Below are 17,917 nucleotides of genomic sequence, written 5' to 3'. Positions count from 1 at the left end.
ACGTTCCCGCTAGCGGAGATACTGCCTGAGCCCGGCGGCCAGCGAGGTGGCGATGCGCTCCCGGAAGGCAGGCCTGGTCATCCTGGCGGCGTCGCGGCTGTTGCGCATGTTGCCGCACTCGATGAACACCGCAGGCCGCTTCGACAGGTTCAGCCCGCCCAGGTCGGTGCGCGTCTGCAGGCCGTCACGCCCCACATAGGTGGCGTACGGCATGCGCGTCCCCACCCGGTACGCCTTGCGAATCGCCAGCCCCAGCCGCCTGGACGGCTTGATGATCGCGTCGTTGTGCCCGGCGATCAGTCCCGGCATGATCACGTGGAACCCGTGCCCGCTCTCGGCGGCGCCGTCCCCGTGGATGGACACCACCGCGTCCGCCCTCGCCTCGTTGCCGATGGCCGCCCGCTCGGTGACGCAGGGGCCGACTCCCTTGTCGTCGGGCCTGGTGAGCACGACCTTCGCCCCCATCTCCTCCAGCAACGGCTTGAGCCGGTTCGCGACGTCCCAGGTGAAGGCGTGCTCCGGGTAGCCGGAGCCGGTCCGGGTGCCGGTGGTGTTGCAGGGTTTGCGGCCGGTGATGACGTCGACCAGGCGGTCGATCTCCTCGCGGTGCGCGGCGTTGCCGCCGTTGTGGCCGGGGTCGATCACGACGATCTTGCCGGCCAGCGGACCGCCGCGGCCGGTGGGCGACGACGCCGCGGAAGGGGCGGCGGGCGCCTTCGCCTGGCGCACGGCAGGCACGGCCCCGGCGCACGCGGCCGACAGCGCGGCCAGGGTGACCAGCGCTGCGGATACCGTTCGGAAGGCGGCCATGGGACCGACCGTACCCGGCGCCGGACATCAAGCCCAATACCGGTCATGACCTGGGATTTCGTGTCGTCTTCCCACACGGACGAACGGCGGTCTACCCTCGTGAGCGGGCGCGGGGCCGCCCAGGAAACCGCACACGACGAGAGGACCCTGGGCCATGGGAAAGACGTTCACGATGCGACCGGCCGTCCGCCATGCGGAGGCCGACGACGCCGGCCAGGTCGCCGAGCTCATCGCGACCGCGTTCGCCGAGCTCAGGGTCGTCAGATACCTGGTGCCCGAACGCCGGGAACGGCGCAGGGTCATCACCGCCCACTACCGCATCCTCCTCGACTACGCGATCGAGCACGGCGAGGTGCACCTCATCGACGACGGCCCCGCGGCGGCGGTCTGGTTCCCGCCCGTGCCGCCGTCATCCCCGCCTTCAGGGTACGACCGCCGCCTCGGCGAGGCGACCGGCGAGTGGGCCGACCGGTTCCGGACGCTCGACACGCTGTTCGCCTCGCACCACCCCGCCGAACCGTGCCACTATCTGGTCTTCCTGGCCGTCCACCCCGACTGCCAGGGGCAGGGGCTCGGCACCGCGCTGCTGCGGTACCAGCACGCCCGGCTCGACGGCCTGCCCGCGTACCTGGAGGCCAGCGACCCGCGCAACCGCGACCTGTACACCAGGAACGGCTACCAGGGGCGCGGCACGTTCGAGTTGCCGGACGGCACGGTGTTCTGGCCGATGTGGCGGCCCGCCGGCGCACCCTAGCGGTTGGCGGTCATCGCGGTCGTGATCAGCGCGATCGCGCTCGTGACCGCATTGACGGCGACCTGGGTCGAGGTCGATGGGTGGATGATGGCAGTGCCTGTCTCCATGGTCACCGGCGTCCTTTCCATCATTGCTTTGGCGGTCAAAAGGCAGGGCGGCAAGCGCCTGGCCGTCACCGCGCTTGCCTGCGCGATAGCCGCCCTGCCCGTCGCGGTTATCATGGGCGCGCTCAGCAACCGTCATGCGGTAAATGCACAGCTTAAGCGAATAGAGATATATGACGAGACAGAATGCAGGAAAGATCGAGAAATGGCACCCAAGATAGGCCTCTCATGCCCTGAGTAAACGCTGGACTCCGGCGATTTGCATTTCTTTTTCGCGGATTCGCGGAGGCCCTGGACGCGCCGCCCGATCCATGCAGCCGCCCTCCGAGGCTCGGCGTGAAAGTTTCAGGGTCCTTCGGGGGTGATGGTGGTGGGTGGGGCCAAGGCGTTGACGGGGGCGACTCTGGGACGCACTATCGGGGTCGCGCGCCAATTGGGAGCGCTCCCACCTCCATGACGAAGGACCTCCATGACCCGATGCCGGGCCGCCTTACTGGCCCTCCTCACCATGGTCGCCCTGTCCCCGGCCGCGTCCCCGGCCGCGTCCCCGGCCGTGGCGGCGCACGCCGACGAGGGACCCGAGCAGATCGTTAACGGCACCTTCGACGCCGGCACCGCCCCCTGGTGGGGCACCCCCGACCTCACCCTCGCCGTGGACGAGGGCCGGCTCTGCGCCGACGTCCCCGGCGGCACCGCGAACCCGTGGGACGTCATCATCGGCCAGGACGGCATCCCGCTGGTGGCGGGCGAGACGTACGCGTACCGGTTCGCCGCCTCCGCGACCCCCGCCAAGGTCGGCCGCGCGCTGATCCAGCTCCCGGTCGACCCATGGACGCAGTATCTGTCGGCCGCCCCCGAGCTGAGCGTCTCGGGCGACGACTACTCCTACACGTTCACCGCACCCGTGTCGCTGCCCAACGCCCAGGTCGTCTTCCAACTGGGCGGCAGCGCCGAGCCATGGAGGTTCTGCATGGACGACGTCTCGCTGAAGGGCGGGGCCGAGCCGGAGGAGTACGAGCCGGACACCGGACCGCGCGTGCGCGTGAACATGGTCGGCTACCTCCCGGCGGGCCCCAAGAAGGCCACCGTGGTCACCACCGCGACCACGGCACTGGAGTGGGAGCTCAAGGACGCCGGCAAGAAGACCGTCGCCAGGGGCAGGACCACGCCGAGGGGCGTGGACGCCAGCTCCGGCGAGAACGTGCACACCCTCGACTTCAGCGCCCACCGCAAGCCGGGCAAGGGCTACACGGTGACGGCGGACGGCGAGACGAGCAGGCCGTTCGACATCGCCGCCGGCCTCTACGACGAGTTGCCGGTCGACGCGCTCAGGTTCTACTACACGCAGCGCAGCGGCATCGAGATCCTCGACACGCTCAGGCCCGGCTACGGCAGACCGGCCGGCCACGCCGGCGTCGCGCCGAACCAGGGCGACGTGGACGTCCCGTGCCAGCCGGGCGTCTGCGACTACACGCTGAACGTCAAGGGCGGCTGGTACGACGCCGGCGACCACGGCAAGTACGTCGTCAACGGCGGCATCTCGGTGCACCAGCTCATGTCCGCGTACGAACGGAACAAGGCGGCGTTCACGGACGGGCAGCTCGCCATCCCGGAGAGCGGCAACGGCGTTCCCGACGTGCTGGACGAGGCCCGGTGGGAGCAGGAGTTCCTGCTGAGCATGCAGGTGCCGGACGGCGAGCCGTACGCGGGGATGGCCCACCACAAGATCCACGACCAGAACTGGACCGGGCTGCCGCTGCTGCCGCACCAGGACCCGCAGCCGCGCGAGTTGCACCCGCCGTCGACCGCCGCGACCCTCAACCTGGCCGCGACGGCGGCGCAGGCGGCGCGGTTGTTCGCGCCGTACGACGCCGCGTTCGCCGCTAGGAACATAGAGGCGGCCCACAGGGCGTGGGCGGCGGCCAAGGCGAACCCTGAGCGGTACGCCGACCCGGCGGACGGCGTCGGCGGCGGCGCCTACAACGACGCCGACGTGAGCGACGAGTTCTACTGGGCGGCGGCGGAGTTGTTCATCACGACGGGCGAGAAGGAGTTCGAGACGTTCGTCCTGGGTTCTCCGCACCACACCGGCGACGTCTGGCGTGACCGCGGGTTCGACTGGGGCAACACCGCGCAGCTCGGCCGGCTGGAGCTGGCGACCGTGCCGAACACGATCCCCGACCGTGGCCGGGTGCGCAGGTCGGTCATCGAGGGGGCGGACAAGTATCTCGCCGTGCAGAAGGCGCACCCGTACGGGCTGCCGTACAACCCGCCGGACTTCGACTGGGGCTCCAACAACCTGGTGCTGAACAACCTGGTGGTCGTGGCCACGGCGTACGACCTGACCGGGCGGGAGAAGTACCGGGCGGCCGTGCGCGAGGGCATGGACTACCTCCTGGGCCGCAACGCGCTCAACCAGTCGTACGTCACCGGCTACGGCGAGGTGGCCTCCAAGAACCAGCACAGCCACTGGTACGCCCGCCAGCTGGACCCCGCCCTGCCCAACCTGCCGCGCGGCACGCTGGCCGGCGGCCCCAACTCCGCCATCCAGGACCCGGTCGCGCAACGCCTGCTGCAGGGCTGCAAGCCGCAGTTCTGCTACATCGACGACATCGAGTCGTGGGCGACGAACGAGCTGACCATCAACTGGAACGCCCCGCTGGCCTGGGTGGGGGCGTTCCTGGCGGACGGCGGCGGGCGTTCCGGCTGCCGGGTGCGCTACTCGGGACATGGTTCGTGGCCAGGCGGGTTCATCGCGCAGGTGGTGATCGAGAACACCGGCAGGCAGAGTGTGGACGGCTGGAGCCTGCGCTGGTCGTGGCTCGGCGGGCAGCGGGTCAAGGAAGGCTGGGGCGTGAAGCTGGCGCAGTCGGGTTCGGTGGTGACGGCCACGGGGCTGGGCTGGAACGACCGGATCAAGCCGGGCAGGTCGGTGACGTTCGGGTTCGCCGGCACGGGCGGCGCGGGCCCGGATCCGGCTCCCGAGGTCTTCCACCTGAACGGCGAGCGTTGCTCGTGACATGGGCGAGTGCCGTTGCACACGCTCCGTTGAACGGAATACTGTCGCCCCATGCCGAGGGGAACATCTGAAGTCAGCGAGCCGATGTATTTCGTGCTCACCGCCCTGCGCGCGGGCCCGCTGCACGGACACGCGATCAGCAAGTCGATCAAGGAGCTGTCCGCAGGCAGGGTGCAACCGTCGGTCGGCACCCTCTACGGCATCCTGGAGCGGCTCAACGAGCGCGGAGTGATCACCGTCGACCGCGAGGAGACGGTCAACGGCCGCAACCGCCGCTACTTCAGGATCACCGACGAGGGCCAGGCGCTCGTGGAGGCGGAGGCGAGGCGGATGCAGGAGGCCGCCTCGCTCGTGCTCCGGCCGTCCAGCACATGACCGTCGTCCCGCAGGGCAGCACGCTGGAGCGCCGCTACCGCGCGCTGCTGCGGGCCTACCCGCGCGCCTACCGCACGGCGCATGGTGACGAGTTGCTCGACGTGCTGCTGGAGTCCGCGGACCCCGGCAGGACCGTGCCCGTGCCGAGGGAGGCGTGGGGGCTGCTGGCGGGCGGCGTGCGCAGCCGCATCGTTCACCTGGCGACGGGCAGCCCCTGGAAGGACGGCCTGCACCTGGGCGTGACGGCCCTGGCGGCGTTGCACCTGGCGGCGCTGCTGCCGTACGCGGGGACGCTGCCGCTGTGGACGGCGGCGTCGGCGCTCGCCCTGGTCGCCGTCCTGCGTGGGTGGGCGTGGGCGGCGATCCCGCTCACGCTGGTCGTCGGCATGAAGGCGGTCGCGATCGCGGGCGGCCGGCAGCTCTTCGATCTCACACTGCTGCCCGTCTACCCGTCGCCGCTCGGGGATCAGGCGTTGTTCGCCGACAGCAACCCGTACGTGGTGGCGGGCGGATACGCGGTCATGCTGGCCGGCCTGGGGGTGCTGGCCGCGCGCGGGCGGCCGCTGCGGGCCCGGTCGTGGTGGTGGTGCGCGGCCGTCGTGGCCGCCGCGTGGTCGGGGCCGCAGTGGATGGCGGAGGACAGCACGTTCGCCCTCTCCCTGAGCCGGATGGCCGTGGAGGCGGCGGCGTTCGGGCTGGCGGCCGGGGCCGGCTACCTGGCGCGCGACTACCGGTGGGCGCTGGCTGCGGGGATCTATCTGGCGGTGGCCTCGGGTGATCTGGCCGCCCATTCCGCCGAGCTGACCAGGCAGCACCTGGCCTACTGGGGCGTGCTCGCCGTGCTTGCGCTCTGGACCGCCGGCGCGCCCTTCCGGCAACGGCGGCACTGTCTGGATTGACCATACTCCGTTGAACGTAGTACGGTCAGCGACATGCCGTACAGACACCACGTGCGCACGATCCTGCCGCTGGCCGCCCTGGCCGTGCTCTGCGGCTGCGGGGGCGCCGCGGAGACCGCCGCGCCCTCCCCCAGCGCGACGAGCGACAAGAAGCACCGGCTCGAAGCGGCCAAGGCCGACTGCATGAAGCAGAAGGGCTTCAAGTACGTCCCGTTCGTGTCGCGCAGACAGAAGCCGGACACCGACGAGAGCCGCAAGCGCGCCGCGGGCGACTACCAAGCTTTGCGGAAATATCGCGAAAAATACGGGTTCGGGGTGTTCGCCATGTACGTCTACCCCAAGGAGATGGGCAACCCGGCGGTCAAGCCCGACAACCCTGAGATCAATCCCAACTGGGAGATCCAGTCCTCGCTCTCCAAGGCACAGATGGGCGTCTACCACGAGGCGCAGGACGCCTGCATGGTCACAGCGGCGGGTCAGGTGCTCGGCCTGAAGCTGAAGTCGGGCGCCGACTACTACGCCGAGCAGAACAAGATCCGCGAGCGCGAGCTCGCGAGGGCCGTCAACAGCGATCCCGCGCTGGTCGAGCTCACCGGCGCCATGGCCACCTGTCTGAAGAGCAAGGGCCACGCGATCAGCGACACCACGCCGCTGGCCATGGCGAAGCGCGGCCCGGAGATGTTCCGTGCCCAGGAGGACAAGCTGGGCCGGGAGCAGCGGGACGACGTGCCCGACGTCGCGCCTCCGGCGAAGGAGGGCGAGCTGTCGATGACCTACGCCCCCTCCCTCACCCCCGTGGAGGCGCGGCCCTACCTGAACAGGGAGACCAAGGCGGCGCTCGACGACCTGGAGTGCGGCAAGGACTTCTACCCCGCCTACCTGCCGCGCGAGCAGGCGATCGACAAGCAGGTCAGCGACCGGTTCGGCATGTGAAGACACCATGAAGTCGCCACGCAGACTCCTGGCCGGCGTCATCGCCGGCGTCGTCGTCATCGCCGCCGTGGGCTGGGCGCTCAGCACCCGGTTACGCTCGCCCGCCGACGAGGCGGCCCGCAGGGCCGCGCCCCGGCCCTCGCTCGTCACCGCCGCCGTCGAGCGCCGCAAGCTCGTCAGCACCGTCGTGACCAGCGGCACCCTGGAGTACGGCTCCCCCAGGCCCATCAGCCTCGCCGGCGTCGTCGGCGGCCCGGCGGCTGACCCGGCCGGCGACGCGTCGGGGCTCCAGCGGGCGACCCGGGCACCGCGCAAGGGCCGGATCAAGGAAGGCGCGGTGCTGATGGAGGTCAACGGCCGCCCGGTGTTCGCGCTGCGCGGCTCCGTACCGATGCACCGCACGATCGCGCCCGGCAGCAAGGGCGCCGACGTCAGGCAACTGCAGCGGGCGCTGCGCCGGCTGGGCTTCGGCGGCCCTCTCACGGGCGTGTTCGACCGCGCCACGATCGCCGCCGTCACCAGGATGTACACCAGGAAGGGGTACGAGGCCCAGCAGCCGGAATTCGCCGACCGGCAGGCGTACGACACGCTGCGCAAGGCCGTACAGACGGCTCGGGAAACCCTCGCAACCGAGAAGCAGGCACTCGACCAGGGACGCGACGTGCTACCGCTGAAGGTCAAGCTCGACAACGCCGAAGCGGACATGACGTCGGCGAAACGGGCGCTGCAGAAGGCCGAGGAGCGGCGGCTGACGCCCGAGGACGAGACGAAGCTGGCGGCGGCTGACACGGCCGTACGCGCGGCGGAGGAGAAGCTGGCGGCGGCCGAGCAGGCGCTGGAGGAGGCCAGGACCCGGCCGGACCCCGGCCCCACGGCCACACCCACGTCCGGGCCCACGTCCGGGCCCACGTCCGGGCACACGTCCGGGCTCACGCCCACATCGGGGACCTCGGTCGTCGCGGCGACCCAGCCCCCGGCCGACACGGGCCTGCTGCGGATGAGGGTCGAGAACGCCAGGGCCGACCTAGCCGCCGCCCGCGAGGCGCGCGGCCGGGTCCTGGAGGAGGCGCGGCAGGCCAGGGCGAAACGGCTGGAGGAACTGCGCAAGGCCGTGCGCACCGCCAAGGAGGCGCTGGTCACGGCCCGGCAGGCGCTGCGCCAGGCCCGGCAGCTCACCCCCACCAGGCTCAAGGTGGCGGGCGCCGAGAAGGACGTGGCCGCCGCCAGGTCGATGCTGGCCGAGTACGCCCGCACGTACGGCACCTCCGTCCCGCCCGGCGAGGTGGTGTTCCTGCCGACGTTGCCCGCCCGGGTGCAGAAGGTGTCGGTGAAGGCCGGGCAGCGCGTCGAGGACGAGGTCGCCACCGTGACCAGCTCGTCGTTCATGGTGACCGGGAGCGTCGAGGCGGCGGAGTCCGAGCTGTTGCGCGCGGGCATGGAGGCGACCATCGAGATCGACACCGGCAGGACGTACCGGGCCACGCTCACCGCGGTCGGCGACCAGGCCAAGGTGCCGGGCGTCGAGGAGCCCTCGGAGGGCGCCGTGCCGATCCTGCTCACTCCCACCAAGGGCAAGGGGCTCAAGGCGGGGACGGCGGTGACGGCGCGGGTCACCGTGGGGGCGACCGAGGAGCCCGTGCTGGTGGTCCCGGTGGCCGCGGTGATCACCTCGGCGGACGGGAAGGCGCGCGTCCGCGTCGAGTACGAGCCCGACAGGACCAAGGACGTCGAAGTGCGCACGGGCCTGACCGCGGACGGGAACGTCGAGGTCACCGGCGCGCTCAAGGAGGGCGACCGGGTGGTGGTCAGCGGTGGCTGAACCCGTCATCGAGCTGACGGAGGTGTGCAGGGAGTTCCCCGCCCGGCCGCCGGTCCGCGCCCTCGACCGCGTCACGCTCAAAGTCGACAGGGGCGACTACGTGGCCGTCGCGGGCCCGTCGGGCTCCGGCAAGTCCACCCTGCTCAACGTGCTCGGGCTGCTCGACCGGCCCAGTTCGGGCAGCTACCGGCTGGACGGCGCCGAGACCACGACACTGCGCGACGGCGCGAGGACCCGGTTGCGCGGCGACCGGATCGGCTTCGTCTTCCAGTCGTTCCACCTGCTGTCCCACCGCAGCGTCGTGGAGAACGTCATGCTCGCCGAGATCTACCGCGGACGGACGGGAACGCGCAACGTACCGGCGCGCTCCGGCACGACGAAGAAGGGACGCGGCGGCCGGCGCGCACGGGCGATGGCCGCGCTGGAGCGGGTCGGCGTCGCCCACCGCGCCGGTTTCCTGCCCGGCCTGCTGTCCGGCGGTGAACGCCAGCGGGCGGCCATCGCCAGGGCCCTCCTGGGCGAGCCGTCGCTGCTGCTGTGCGACGAGCCCACCGGCAACCTCGACAGCCGCAACACCGAGGCGGTGCTCGACCTGTTCGACGAGTTGCGCGGGCAGGGGCTGACGATCGTGGTCATCACGCACGAGCAGGAGGTCGGCGCGCGGGCCGAGCGCCGGGTGCGCATCACCGACGGTGTGCTGGTGGAGGAGGGCTGATGCACGTACGCGACCTGATAGGCGAGGCCGTGGCCGGCATGCTCGCCCGGCCGATGCGCTCGGCCCTCACCACGCTCGGCACCGTGCTCGGCATCACCACGCTCGTCGTCACGCTGGGTGTGGCCGCGACGGCGGGCAACCAGATCATCGGCCGTTTCGACGCGCTGGTGGCCACGGCCATCACCGTGGAGGTGCCCGAGTCGGAGCACACGCCGCTGGTGGAGTGGGACGCGATCGACCGGCTGACCCCTTTGCGCGGCGTCGAGTCGGCCGCCGCCGTGGCCGAGAGCAGGGACAGCTCCAACCTGTCCGTACGCTCCAACGACATCGTGGACCCGACCAGGGTCACCAGGCAGTCCTTGACCGTGCTGGCCGCGACGACCGGGCTCCCGGAGGCGGCGCGCGGCCGGATGGTGCAGGGCCGCTTCTACGACACGGGACACATCCGGCGGGGCGACCGGGTGGCGGTCATCGGCGACCAGGCGGCCAGGGCGCTCGGCGTCACCCGGCTCGACCGGTCGCCGGCGATCTTCATCGGCAAGCACGCGTACACGGTCATCGGCATCCTGGGCGACCTGCGCCGCGAGCGGGACCTGAGCACCGCGGTGATCGTGCCGCCGACCGCGGGCCGGCAGTTCGGGCTGCGCGACGTCACCCGGGTGCTGGTCAACACGTCCCTGGGCGCCGCCGGGCTGATCGCCGGCCAGGCGCCGGCCGCCCTCAGCCCGGGGAACGGCGACATGCTCCAGGTGGTCGCCCCACCCGGCCCCACCAGGGCCCGCGACCAGGCACAGGACGACGTCAACGCCCTCTTCCTCATCCTCGGCCTGGTCTCGCTGGTCGTGGGGGCCGTCGGCATCGCGAACGTCACCCTGGTCACCGTCATGGAGCGCGTACCGGAGATCGGCCTGCGCCGCGCGCTCGGCGCCGCCCGGCGGCACATCGCCGCCCAGTTCCTGCTGGAGTCGACGCTGATCGGGCTGACCGGAGGTGTGATCGGCGCGAGTCTGGGCGTGGTGACCGTGGTCGCCGTCTCGGCCGCCAAGCAGTGGACACCGCTGCTGGACGTCCGCCTGGCTATTGCCGCGCCGATCGCGGGGGCCGTGGTGGGGCTGCTGGCAGGGCTGTATCCGGCGCTGCGCGCGGCCGGAATGGAGCCGGTGGACGCTCTGAGGTGAACTTCTGGGATTCTGGCATGACAGAGCGCTCTGCCGGCGCAACCGATCCGTGTCACGGCGGCCGGAGGAAGATTCTCCATCAAGTGATTGACTGAGCTGTGGCGGCCGAATTACGTTCGGTAGCATGGCACCTGCCGAGACCGCAAAGGTCGCGCCGATCCTTGAGGTCGCGACCCAGCTGTTCGCCGCGCTGGGCTACGACGGCACCTCGACGCGCCAGATCGCCGACGCGGCCGGGCTCAACATCGCCACCGTCAACTACCATGTGGGCGGCAAGCGAGAGCTCTACCTCGCCGTCATGGAGCGCGCGCACCAGGCGGAGAAGGCGGCCCTGGAGCAGGCACTCGACCGGTTGCCCGGCGACGACCCCACGGCCGGGATCCACCGGCTGATCGACGACTACCTCGACTTCTGCGTGGACAACCCCGAGATCCCCGCCCTGTGGATGCACCGCTGGCTGTCCGACGCGGGCGACATCACCGAGCTGGAGCGCCGTTACGTACAGCCGCTCTTCGCCGCGGTCACCGCCACCATGCGGCCCATCGCCGAGTCGGGGCTGATCGACGCGAGGGTGGACCTCGAATACACGATGTGGACGGTCGTCTGGTCCGTCCACGGATTCGCCAAGGGCGGGGTGCTCGACGACCAGGGCCGCCGCAGAGGAGCCGGCGACCGGGCCGCGCTGCGCCGTTTCCGCGCCCACCTGCACCTGACCCTGCACCGCATGCTCGGCCTGCCGGGCGACCCCCGGTGAGCTTCGCCCCCGAAGGAGCCCGCGTGAACCTCCCCCCGACCGGACGGACGGCCGAGGACCTGCTGACCGAGATCGCGAAGCTCAAGGGGAACGACTTACCGGTGCGCGGCGGCCAGGTGACCGCGTACGTCTACGACACCGGGCGGGCCGAGATCGGCGAGGCGGCGGCGCGGGCGTACGCCGAGATGCTGGAGGTCAACTGCCTCGACCCGACCGCGTTCCCCAGCGTGGTCGAGATGGAGCGGCAGGTCGTCGGCGCGGTCGCGGACCTGCTCGGCGGCGGCCACGGCATCTTCACCAGCGGCGGCACCGAGTCGATCATGCTGGCGGTCAAGGCCGCCCGCGACGCCGCCGGACGCTCCCGCCCCACCCTCGTGCTGCCGGTCACCGCCCACCCCGCCTTCCACAAGGCGGCGCACTACCTGGGGATCGAGGTCGTGCCGGTGCCCGTGGACCTGGCGACGTACAAGGTGCGGGCGAGCGACGTCGAGGCGGCCATGGACGCGGACACGATCATGGTGGTCGCCTCCGCGCCCTCCTACCCCCATGGGGTGATCGACCCGATCGAGGAGGTCGCCGCCGTCGCCGCCCGCGCGGGCGTTCCGTGCCACGTGGACGCGTGCGTGGGCGGGTGGCTGCTGCCGTGGTTACGGGAGGCGGGCGCGGCGGTCCCGCCGTTCGACCTGTCCGTGCCGGGCGTCACCTCCCTCTCCTGCGACCTGCACAAGTTCGGGTACGCCCCCAAGGGCGCCTCCGTGGTGCTGTTCGCCGACCCGGCGATGCGGCGCAGGGCGTACTTCGCCTCGGCGGCCTGGCCCGGCTACACGATCATCAACGCGACCGTGCAGAGCTCCAGGTCGGCGGGCCCGCTCGGTGGCGCGTGGGCCACGTTGCAGGCGCTCGGCAGGCAGGGGTACGTCGAGCTCGGCCGGTCGGCGCTGGAGGCTACGGCCAGGCTGCGCGAGGGGATCACCGCCATCCCCGGGCTGCGCGTGCTGGGCGAGCCCGAGGCGTCGCTGGTGGCGTTCACCGGGGACGGGATCGACGTGTTCGTCCTGGCGGACGAGGCGCGGGCGCGGGGCTGGTTCCTGCAGCCGCAGCTCTCCTACGCCGGCATCCCGGCCAACCTGCACATCACGGTCACGGGGGCGACGATGTCAGGCGTGGAGGCCATGCTGAAGGTCATCGCCGAGTCGGCCGGGGCCGCCCGGCTGCGCGGCCCGGTCGTGCTGCCCGACGGGCTGGTCGAGCTGGTGGCGGGGTTCGACCTGGACGCGCTGGACGACGCCGCGTTCGCGGAGCTGGCCGCCTCGGTGGACGTGGACCTGCGGCCGGGGGCGGGGCAGCCGGAGATGGCGACGGTCAACGCCGTCCTGGACGCGCTTCCCGCGTCGAGCAGGGAGGCGGTGCTGGTGCGCTTCCTGTCGATCGTCTACGGCTCGTAGGGCCGCGAGCGCGGCGCCCGTGGCGGGCGCCGCGCCTGTGCGATGGCCTGGATCAGGCGGTGGGGCAGGTGTAGGAGAAGGCTCTCGTCTCGGCGACGGCGTTCGGGGCGGTGACCACGAGCCGGATGTCACCCGCGATGGTCGGAGGACCGGTCGGCGTGAGGCCGATGGTCACCGGGTGAACGCCCGCCCTGTCGAGCTCGACGGTGGTGGGGAGGGAGGTGGTGGCGCCGTTGATGACCCAGTGGTAGGTCAGCGTGGTCGGACCCGTCACGGTGATGTCGGCGTAGACATCGACGGCGGGGCTGGAGCCCAGCCCGCACGTCGCGTTGTCAGGGGCGGTCCGCAGGTTGGAGATCGACGCCGTCACGACGGCGTCCTTGCACGTCACCTTGGTGGAAGCGGTGTTGGAGTACGTGTGGTTCGGGCCGACGATCTCGATCCGGCGCTTGACGCCGCCGCTCTCGGACGCCGTCACCGTGTGGCTCACGCTCTGGGCGGCGGAGTGGCGGGGGAAGTACAGGGACACGACGGGACCGCGGTAGCCCGGACCTGCCCAGCGGTACTTCACGGTCGTGCTCGCGCCGTGGGCGTCGACGATGCCGTGGAACTTCCTGCCGACCGGGCAGCTGCCCTGGTAGTCGACGGGCGCGCTCACCGCGGCCGTCGCCTTGGCGTCAGCCTCGCACCGCACCTCGTAGTACGCCCGGCCGGAGTAGGTGTGGTCGGGACGCACGATCTCGAGCGCCACCCAGCCCTTGTGGCTGCCGCCGGGATCGAAGGAGTAGTGGACCCTGCGATCGTCCCAGACCTTGACGCTGCCGGAGTCCACGACGTGACCGTTCCGCAGCCAGCGGTACTTCACCCATGAGGGCTTGCCGACGCGGATCGAGCCGACCGCGTCGATCCGGGAGTCGCAGGAGTCGGTGGAGCGGTCCACCTTGACGTGAGCCTTGACCCAGGACCTCTGCGCCGGCTTGAGCACGATCCGCTTCTCACAGTCGACCGAGAAGTAGCCCTTCCTGGAGGTCGTCTTCCGAGGCGAGAGGACCTGCAGGGCCTGCCAGTTCTTCTTCACGTCCTTGTTGAAGGTGGCGGACTCCTTGAAGGAGACCCATCTGGCGCTCTTGCCCTTGAGCGTGTAGGACTTCACCTTGCTCTTGGAGCCGTCGCCGTGCAGCCAGCGGTAGACGACCCGCGTTCTGCTGCTCGTGGGCTTGATCTCGACCTTCGAGGAGAAGGTGACCCTGACCGGGCATCCTCCCTCGTGGTCCTTGGGGGAGGCCTTCGGCGTCACCACCGAAACCTTCGGCGTGGCGGCCTTGGCGGCCCCGGTGCTCGCAGCCGCCGCGGAAGCGGTCAGCACTCCGGTGGTCATGGTCGCGGCCATGGTCAGGCCGACGCCGAGCGCCGCCAGCCTGCGGACTAAACCCTTGGACATCATGAAGGTGTTGCTCCGTTCAGAGAGGCGATAACGCTCTGAAGCGGTTGCCGCGACCCGAGTCGTGCCAGGCCCCTACGACAAAGCTTCGGCAAGCCTCCTTACCTAAGCACGGGAAAGCCCCTTTCTCCCTCATTTTGGAGCACGAAGTATGTCTCATTGTTACTACCTTTTCAGCGATTGCCATGCGATACCCGTCGATTTCATGCCGGAGTATTCAGGCGGCCCCGGAAGCCCGCTCGCTGGAGGTCGCCGGATCTCCTGCTGCAGATGCTCGTACAGTTCGGTCAGGGTCGCGCCGCACCGCACGTTGGAGAGCCCGTTGTCCGTGCGCACGAGGGCGGTACGGAACGCGATGTAGCCGCCCCCAGCGCCTTCCATGATCTTCCAACCTGGAAGTCTTCCGTCCATCACACCACCGCCAGGTCGGCCCACACGACGCGGCGACCGCCGCTGATGAGGTCCGTGCCGCATCGGGCACTGAGCCCCGCCATGATGCCCAGGCCCCGACCGGCCTCCTCCATGGACGCCGTCCGGGGAGGCTCGAAGCACGGCGCCGACGTCCGGGTGCAACCCCCATCCCTCGAAACACCCGTCTACGGCGTTGTGCTAAAAAATGCCCGCACCGCCGCCGGCCTCTCCCAAGTAGCTCTGGGAAACGTTCTCTCCTGCAGCGAAAGCCTCATCGGGCTGGTCGAGCGCGGCCAACGAAAGCCGACCAAAAGCTTCACCATCGCGGCCGAAGCCGCCCTCGGGCTGAATGGTGAACTCTTCCGGCTCCTGCCCAACACGCGGGTCATGTCCGTGCCGAACTGGTTCAGCGAGTGGCCGACAGTGGAAGAGAACGCCCACACGATCCGCACGTGGCAACCCCTCGTCATCCCCGGCCTTCTCCGGACTCCTCGCTACGCCCGAGCCATCCTCGCCGCAGAACCGGGAGCCACCGAGCGATGGGTCGAGGAGGCCGTCGAGACACGGCTACGGCGGCAGTCCGTGTTCGAGCGCGACGATCCGCCCATGTATTGGGCGTTGGTCGACGAATGCGTTCTCCTCCGGCCCTTCGGTGGGAAAGAGGTCATGCGGGAGCAACTGGTGCACCTGCTGGAGATGGCCGAACGCCCCAACATCTCCGTCCAACTCGTGCCACTGGAGGTGGGGGCCACAGCGGGCCTGCTGGGAGGGTTCGCTCTCGCCCAGAGCGACGGCATGCCGGATCGTGTCTACCTTGATTCCGCTGCGCATGGCACCGTCTCCGCTCGCGAGGAGACGGTGCGGCAAGTTAGTGTCAGATATGACGCGATTCACAAATGGGCGCATCCTGCGCATGTAAGCCGACGACAAGTATGTGAGGTGGCGGCAGGGTATGGACTTCAGTGACGAGCTACGTGCTGAACTAAAGACCGCCCGGTGGACCAAATCCACTCTCTCCGGCTCGAACGGCGGCGACTGCCTCTACGCGGCCAAGCTGAGCGGTGACCGATACGCGATCCGCGACTCGGAGCAACCCGATGTCCCCCCGATGATCCTGCGCGGCGGCGCCTTCCGCGCCTTCGTCGGCGGTGCCAAGCTCGGCGAATTCGACTTCTGACCCACCGCCAGGCTCCGACTTGTGGCACCCCGTACATGAAGCGTGTCGATCAGGGCTGTCACATACCTTCAGGAGAGCGGAGCCTGACGTGAGGCTTTCCCGCGGTGTACGGCCATCGCCGCCCCGAGGGCGAGGGCGGCATATCCGCAGGTCACGGTCAAACCTGCCCACGGCGGGAGCGGGTAATAGCCTCCGAGCAGTGACTGGTCCACGTCCACATGCGCGAACGTGGGAACGCTCTGCGTGATCGCAAACCCGGCGGCAGGGGTGATCATCAGCAGCCATGGCACCGAACCCGCGGTCGCCACCAGGTAAGGCACGACGACCAGCGCGATGGCCAGCCCGACGGCGACCACGGCCCGCCTGACCAGCGCGGCGAGGCCCAGAGCCAGCACCGCGGCGACCGCGGTCAGCGCCGCGTAGCCGACCACCACCCGCAGCCCGGTGGCCAGGGTGATCGGCTGAATCGGGTTCTGGTTGGCACGCAACATCGCCAGGCCGACAGGAACCACCGCCCCCGAGGTCACCAGCCCCGCCACGAACGCGACCGCGCCGACCACCACGGCCTTGGCCGCCAGCACGCACCCCGGATGCGGCCCGCCCGGCAGACCGACCCCGATCAGCCCGCGCCCGCGTTGCGCCGTGACAAACGTGACCGCCACCACGAGCACCGGGATCAACCCCACGGCTCCGCCGGTCAGCATGAGATCAGCCCGCAGACCACCCTCCACCGGAGCGGGCCCGATGTCACCGGCCCCCGTCACCGTGAACTTGCCACCGGACTCGACGACCCCGCCTGGGTGATGCGGAGTCGTGCCGTCGGACTCCATGGAGACGCCGACGTCGTCACGCCGCCACGAACCGTTCGCACCCTGCAACGCGACCTGGTCGAAGGTGGCGGTGACCTCGGCGAAGGCTTTCGCCCTCTCCCACAACACGCCTGGCGAGGCGGCGAACAACCCGATCTCCACCGTCTCCGCCAGCCCCGTCAGCTTGACCGTGCTGACCTCGGTCCACGCCTTGCCGTCATCTGACTCATAGCCGGTGACGGTGTCACCCGACCTGGTCAGCCGCAACCACTGGGGGCCATTGTGGGGACCACCGGCCACGTCATGGATGTAGTTGTGCTGCATCCGCACGCCGTGAGCTCCGGTGAGCATGACAGCGGCGTACGGTGAGCCCTGCCGAAGGCTCTGCCTGACCAGGAGCCCGGCCTTCGCCCACGGCACCACCCCCTCCTTGACGTTGCGCACCCCCGGTACGGCGTCCGGCATCCGCAACTGCCCGGTCATGTCCGACACACGGGCGACGATGCCGCCGTCCCCCTTGAGCGGCTGGTGCACGAAGTAGTACCTGTCATTGACCGCCGTACCATCAGGTCCCACCAAAGGCGCAGGGCAGGGGCCCTCCCCCTTCCCGGTCACGCAAGTACTGCGGACACCCCCGGCGATCAGCAGTCCGAGCGACACGGTGACCAGCACGGAGGCCGCCATGGTGAGCACCCAAACGCGCGAGGAGCGGAACGTGGCCCACTCCCCGCGCAGCAACGCGGAGAACCCGGCCTGTTGGCGGGATTGGTGGGGCGTGAATGAACTCATGCCGACGGTTGTACGCCGCACCCGGTTCCAGCCGGGTCGCAGCCGCTGCGACCCGGCTGGAACCTGGGATCTGGCATCGTCAGAGCATGGCACCTCGACCCGGCGGCAGGTTCGGCCGCACGATGACCGGCGGTGAGGGGCGGTGAGGGTCCTCGTCGTCGAGGACTTCGAGGTCCTCGCCCGCTCCATCGGAACCGGGCTGCACCGCGAGGGCATGGCCGTCGACGTCGTCCTGGACGGAACCGCCGCCCTCGACCGCCTGGCCACCACCCGCTACGACGTGGTGATCCTCGACCGCGACCTGCCCGGCGTCCACGGGGACGAGATCTGCCGGCGACTCGCCCACGGCCGCTGCGAGACCCGCGTCCTGATGCTCACCGCCTCCGGGACGATCGAGGACCGCGTCGACGGGCTCAGCCTCGGCGCCGACGACTACCTGCCCAAGCCCTTCGCGTTCGCCGAACTGGTCGCCCGCGTCCGTGCCC

Annotated in this window: 18 protein-coding genes; 14 read left to right on the top strand and 4 right to left on the bottom strand. The window is 70.5% G+C overall.

The window, feature by feature from the left end; genetic code table 11:
• Nucleotides 1–9: 9 nt before the first annotated feature.
• Complete coding sequence (locus tag GUY59_RS14130; protein ID WP_138201131.1) at nucleotides 10–810, bottom strand: N-acetylmuramoyl-L-alanine amidase; 801 nt, start codon at nucleotides 808–810, stop codon at nucleotides 10–12.
• Between the two features lie 154 nt (nucleotides 811–964).
• Between GUY59_RS14130 and GUY59_RS14125 the strand changes: the two genes are divergently transcribed.
• From GUY59_RS14125 to GUY59_RS14075, 11 genes are all read left to right on the top strand, one after another.
• Entirely contained in the window at nucleotides 965–1,564 is a 600-nt protein-coding gene (locus GUY59_RS14125; RefSeq protein WP_201760861.1) for a GNAT family N-acetyltransferase, read from the top strand.
• Nucleotides 1,565–1,585: 21 nt separating this feature from the next.
• Nucleotides 1,586–1,909, top strand: coding sequence for a hypothetical protein (locus tag GUY59_RS14120; RefSeq protein ID WP_138201132.1), 324 nt, complete (start codon nucleotides 1,586–1,588; stop codon nucleotides 1,907–1,909).
• Between the two features lie 228 nt (nucleotides 1,910–2,137).
• Nucleotides 2,138–4,687, top strand: coding sequence for a glycoside hydrolase family 9 protein (locus GUY59_RS14115; RefSeq protein ID WP_161714537.1), 2,550 nt, complete (start codon nucleotides 2,138–2,140; stop codon nucleotides 4,685–4,687).
• 51 nt (nucleotides 4,688–4,738) lie between these two features.
• Nucleotides 4,739–5,062 (top strand): PadR family transcriptional regulator, encoded by a 324-nt coding sequence (locus GUY59_RS14110; RefSeq protein ID WP_132511346.1) that lies wholly within the window; start codon nucleotides 4,739–4,741, stop codon nucleotides 5,060–5,062.
• Complete coding sequence (locus GUY59_RS14105; RefSeq protein ID WP_138208390.1) at nucleotides 5,059–5,961, top strand: hypothetical protein; 903 nt, start codon at nucleotides 5,059–5,061, stop codon at nucleotides 5,959–5,961. The genes GUY59_RS14110 and GUY59_RS14105 overlap by 4 nt, the downstream gene beginning before the upstream one ends.
• A gap of 33 nt (nucleotides 5,962–5,994) precedes the next feature.
• Nucleotides 5,995–6,894, top strand: coding sequence for a hypothetical protein (locus GUY59_RS14100; RefSeq protein WP_138208391.1), 900 nt, complete (start codon nucleotides 5,995–5,997; stop codon nucleotides 6,892–6,894).
• A gap of 7 nt (nucleotides 6,895–6,901) precedes the next feature.
• On the top strand, nucleotides 6,902–8,713 hold the full coding sequence (locus tag GUY59_RS14095) for a TolC family protein (protein ID WP_138208392.1): 1,812 nt from the start codon (nucleotides 6,902–6,904) through the stop codon (nucleotides 8,711–8,713).
• Nucleotides 8,706–9,428, top strand: coding sequence for an ABC transporter ATP-binding protein (locus tag GUY59_RS14090; RefSeq protein ID WP_138208393.1), 723 nt, complete (start codon nucleotides 8,706–8,708; stop codon nucleotides 9,426–9,428). The genes GUY59_RS14095 and GUY59_RS14090 overlap by 8 nt, the downstream gene beginning before the upstream one ends.
• Nucleotides 9,428–10,606 (top strand): ABC transporter permease, encoded by a 1,179-nt coding sequence (locus GUY59_RS14085; protein ID WP_138208394.1) that lies wholly within the window; start codon nucleotides 9,428–9,430, stop codon nucleotides 10,604–10,606. Before GUY59_RS14090 ends, GUY59_RS14085 begins: the two co-directional genes overlap by 1 nt.
• A gap of 124 nt (nucleotides 10,607–10,730) precedes the next feature.
• Nucleotides 10,731–11,360, top strand: a complete 630-nt coding sequence (locus GUY59_RS14080) for a TetR/AcrR family transcriptional regulator (RefSeq protein WP_138208395.1) — start codon at nucleotides 10,731–10,733, stop codon at nucleotides 11,358–11,360.
• Between the two features lie 23 nt (nucleotides 11,361–11,383).
• Entirely contained in the window at nucleotides 11,384–12,805 is a 1,422-nt protein-coding gene (locus tag GUY59_RS14075) for a pyridoxal phosphate-dependent decarboxylase family protein (RefSeq protein WP_161714536.1), read from the top strand.
• A gap of 52 nt (nucleotides 12,806–12,857) precedes the next feature.
• Here the strand turns inward: GUY59_RS14075 and GUY59_RS14070 are convergent, their stop codons facing one another.
• Both GUY59_RS14070 and GUY59_RS14065 read right to left on the bottom strand, forming a co-directional pair.
• The gene (locus GUY59_RS14070) at nucleotides 12,858–14,246 is read right to left on the bottom strand and encodes a hypothetical protein (RefSeq protein ID WP_161714535.1); all 1,389 of its coding nucleotides are present in this window, start codon (nucleotides 14,244–14,246) and stop codon (nucleotides 12,858–12,860) included.
• 165 nt (nucleotides 14,247–14,411) lie between these two features.
• Complete coding sequence (locus GUY59_RS14065; protein WP_161714534.1) at nucleotides 14,412–14,657, bottom strand: hypothetical protein; 246 nt, start codon at nucleotides 14,655–14,657, stop codon at nucleotides 14,412–14,414.
• Between the two features lie 111 nt (nucleotides 14,658–14,768).
• Here GUY59_RS14065 and GUY59_RS14060 point away from each other — a divergent pair, with 111 nt between their 5' ends.
• Complete coding sequence (locus GUY59_RS14060; RefSeq protein WP_161714533.1) at nucleotides 14,769–15,623, top strand: helix-turn-helix domain-containing protein; 855 nt, start codon at nucleotides 14,769–14,771, stop codon at nucleotides 15,621–15,623.
• Nucleotides 15,610–15,834 (top strand): DUF397 domain-containing protein, encoded by a 225-nt coding sequence (locus GUY59_RS14055; RefSeq protein ID WP_138208561.1) that lies wholly within the window; start codon nucleotides 15,610–15,612, stop codon nucleotides 15,832–15,834. Before GUY59_RS14060 ends, GUY59_RS14055 begins: the two co-directional genes overlap by 14 nt.
• A gap of 68 nt (nucleotides 15,835–15,902) precedes the next feature.
• On the opposite strand, the gene GUY59_RS14050 is transcribed toward GUY59_RS14055, so the two are convergent.
• Nucleotides 15,903–17,432 carry a DUF1349 domain-containing protein gene (locus tag GUY59_RS14050; protein ID WP_138208562.1) on the bottom strand — a complete coding sequence of 510 codons (1,530 nt, stop codon included), beginning with the start codon at nucleotides 17,430–17,432 and terminating at the stop codon, nucleotides 15,903–15,905.
• A 142-nt stretch (nucleotides 17,433–17,574) separates the two neighbouring features.
• Between GUY59_RS14050 and GUY59_RS14045 the strand changes: the two genes are divergently transcribed.
• A partial coding sequence (locus GUY59_RS14045; RefSeq protein WP_161714532.1) for a response regulator transcription factor occupies nucleotides 17,575–17,917 on the top strand: 343 nt, incomplete at its 3' end.

It is taken from the genome of Nonomuraea sp. K271, assembly GCF_009908215.1.
Lineage (GTDB): Bacteria > Actinomycetota > Actinomycetes > Streptosporangiales > Streptosporangiaceae > Nonomuraea > Nonomuraea longispora.
The sequence above is the reverse complement of the archived record's forward strand: the minus strand, read 5'-3'. Positions and strand labels throughout refer to the sequence as shown.

Excerpts from the sequence above, each read along its gene's own strand:
- GUY59_RS14105 (WP_138208390.1), top strand. The coding sequence starts at position 5,059 with ATGACCGTCGTCCCGCAGGGCAGCACGCTGGAGCGCCGCTACCGCGCG.
- GUY59_RS14095 (WP_138208392.1), top strand. The coding sequence starts at position 6,902 with ATGAAGTCGCCACGCAGACTCCTGGCCGGCGTCATCGCCGGCGTCGTC.
- GUY59_RS14065 (WP_161714534.1), bottom strand. The coding sequence starts at position 14,657 with ATGGACGGAAGACTTCCAGGTTGGAAGATCATGGAAGGCGCTGGGGGC.
- GUY59_RS14080 (WP_138208395.1), top strand. The coding sequence starts at position 10,731 with ATGGCACCTGCCGAGACCGCAAAGGTCGCGCCGATCCTTGAGGTCGCG.
- GUY59_RS14110 (WP_132511346.1), top strand. The coding sequence starts at position 4,739 with ATGCCGAGGGGAACATCTGAAGTCAGCGAGCCGATGTATTTCGTGCTC.
- GUY59_RS14125 (WP_201760861.1), top strand. The coding sequence starts at position 965 with ATGGGAAAGACGTTCACGATGCGACCGGCCGTCCGCCATGCGGAGGCC.
- GUY59_RS14115 (WP_161714537.1), top strand. The coding sequence starts at position 2,138 with ATGACCCGATGCCGGGCCGCCTTACTGGCCCTCCTCACCATGGTCGCC.
- GUY59_RS14050 (WP_138208562.1), bottom strand. The coding sequence starts at position 17,432 with ATGAGTTCATTCACGCCCCACCAATCCCGCCAACAGGCCGGGTTCTCC.
- GUY59_RS14055 (WP_138208561.1), top strand. The coding sequence starts at position 15,610 with ATGGACTTCAGTGACGAGCTACGTGCTGAACTAAAGACCGCCCGGTGG.
- GUY59_RS14100 (WP_138208391.1), top strand. The coding sequence starts at position 5,995 with ATGCCGTACAGACACCACGTGCGCACGATCCTGCCGCTGGCCGCCCTG.
- GUY59_RS14130 (WP_138201131.1), bottom strand. The coding sequence starts at position 810 with ATGGCCGCCTTCCGAACGGTATCCGCAGCGCTGGTCACCCTGGCCGCG.
- GUY59_RS14085 (WP_138208394.1), top strand. The coding sequence starts at position 9,428 with ATGCACGTACGCGACCTGATAGGCGAGGCCGTGGCCGGCATGCTCGCC.
- GUY59_RS14070 (WP_161714535.1), bottom strand. The coding sequence starts at position 14,246 with ATGTCCAAGGGTTTAGTCCGCAGGCTGGCGGCGCTCGGCGTCGGCCTG.
- GUY59_RS14060 (WP_161714533.1), top strand. The coding sequence starts at position 14,769 with ATGGACGCCGTCCGGGGAGGCTCGAAGCACGGCGCCGACGTCCGGGTG.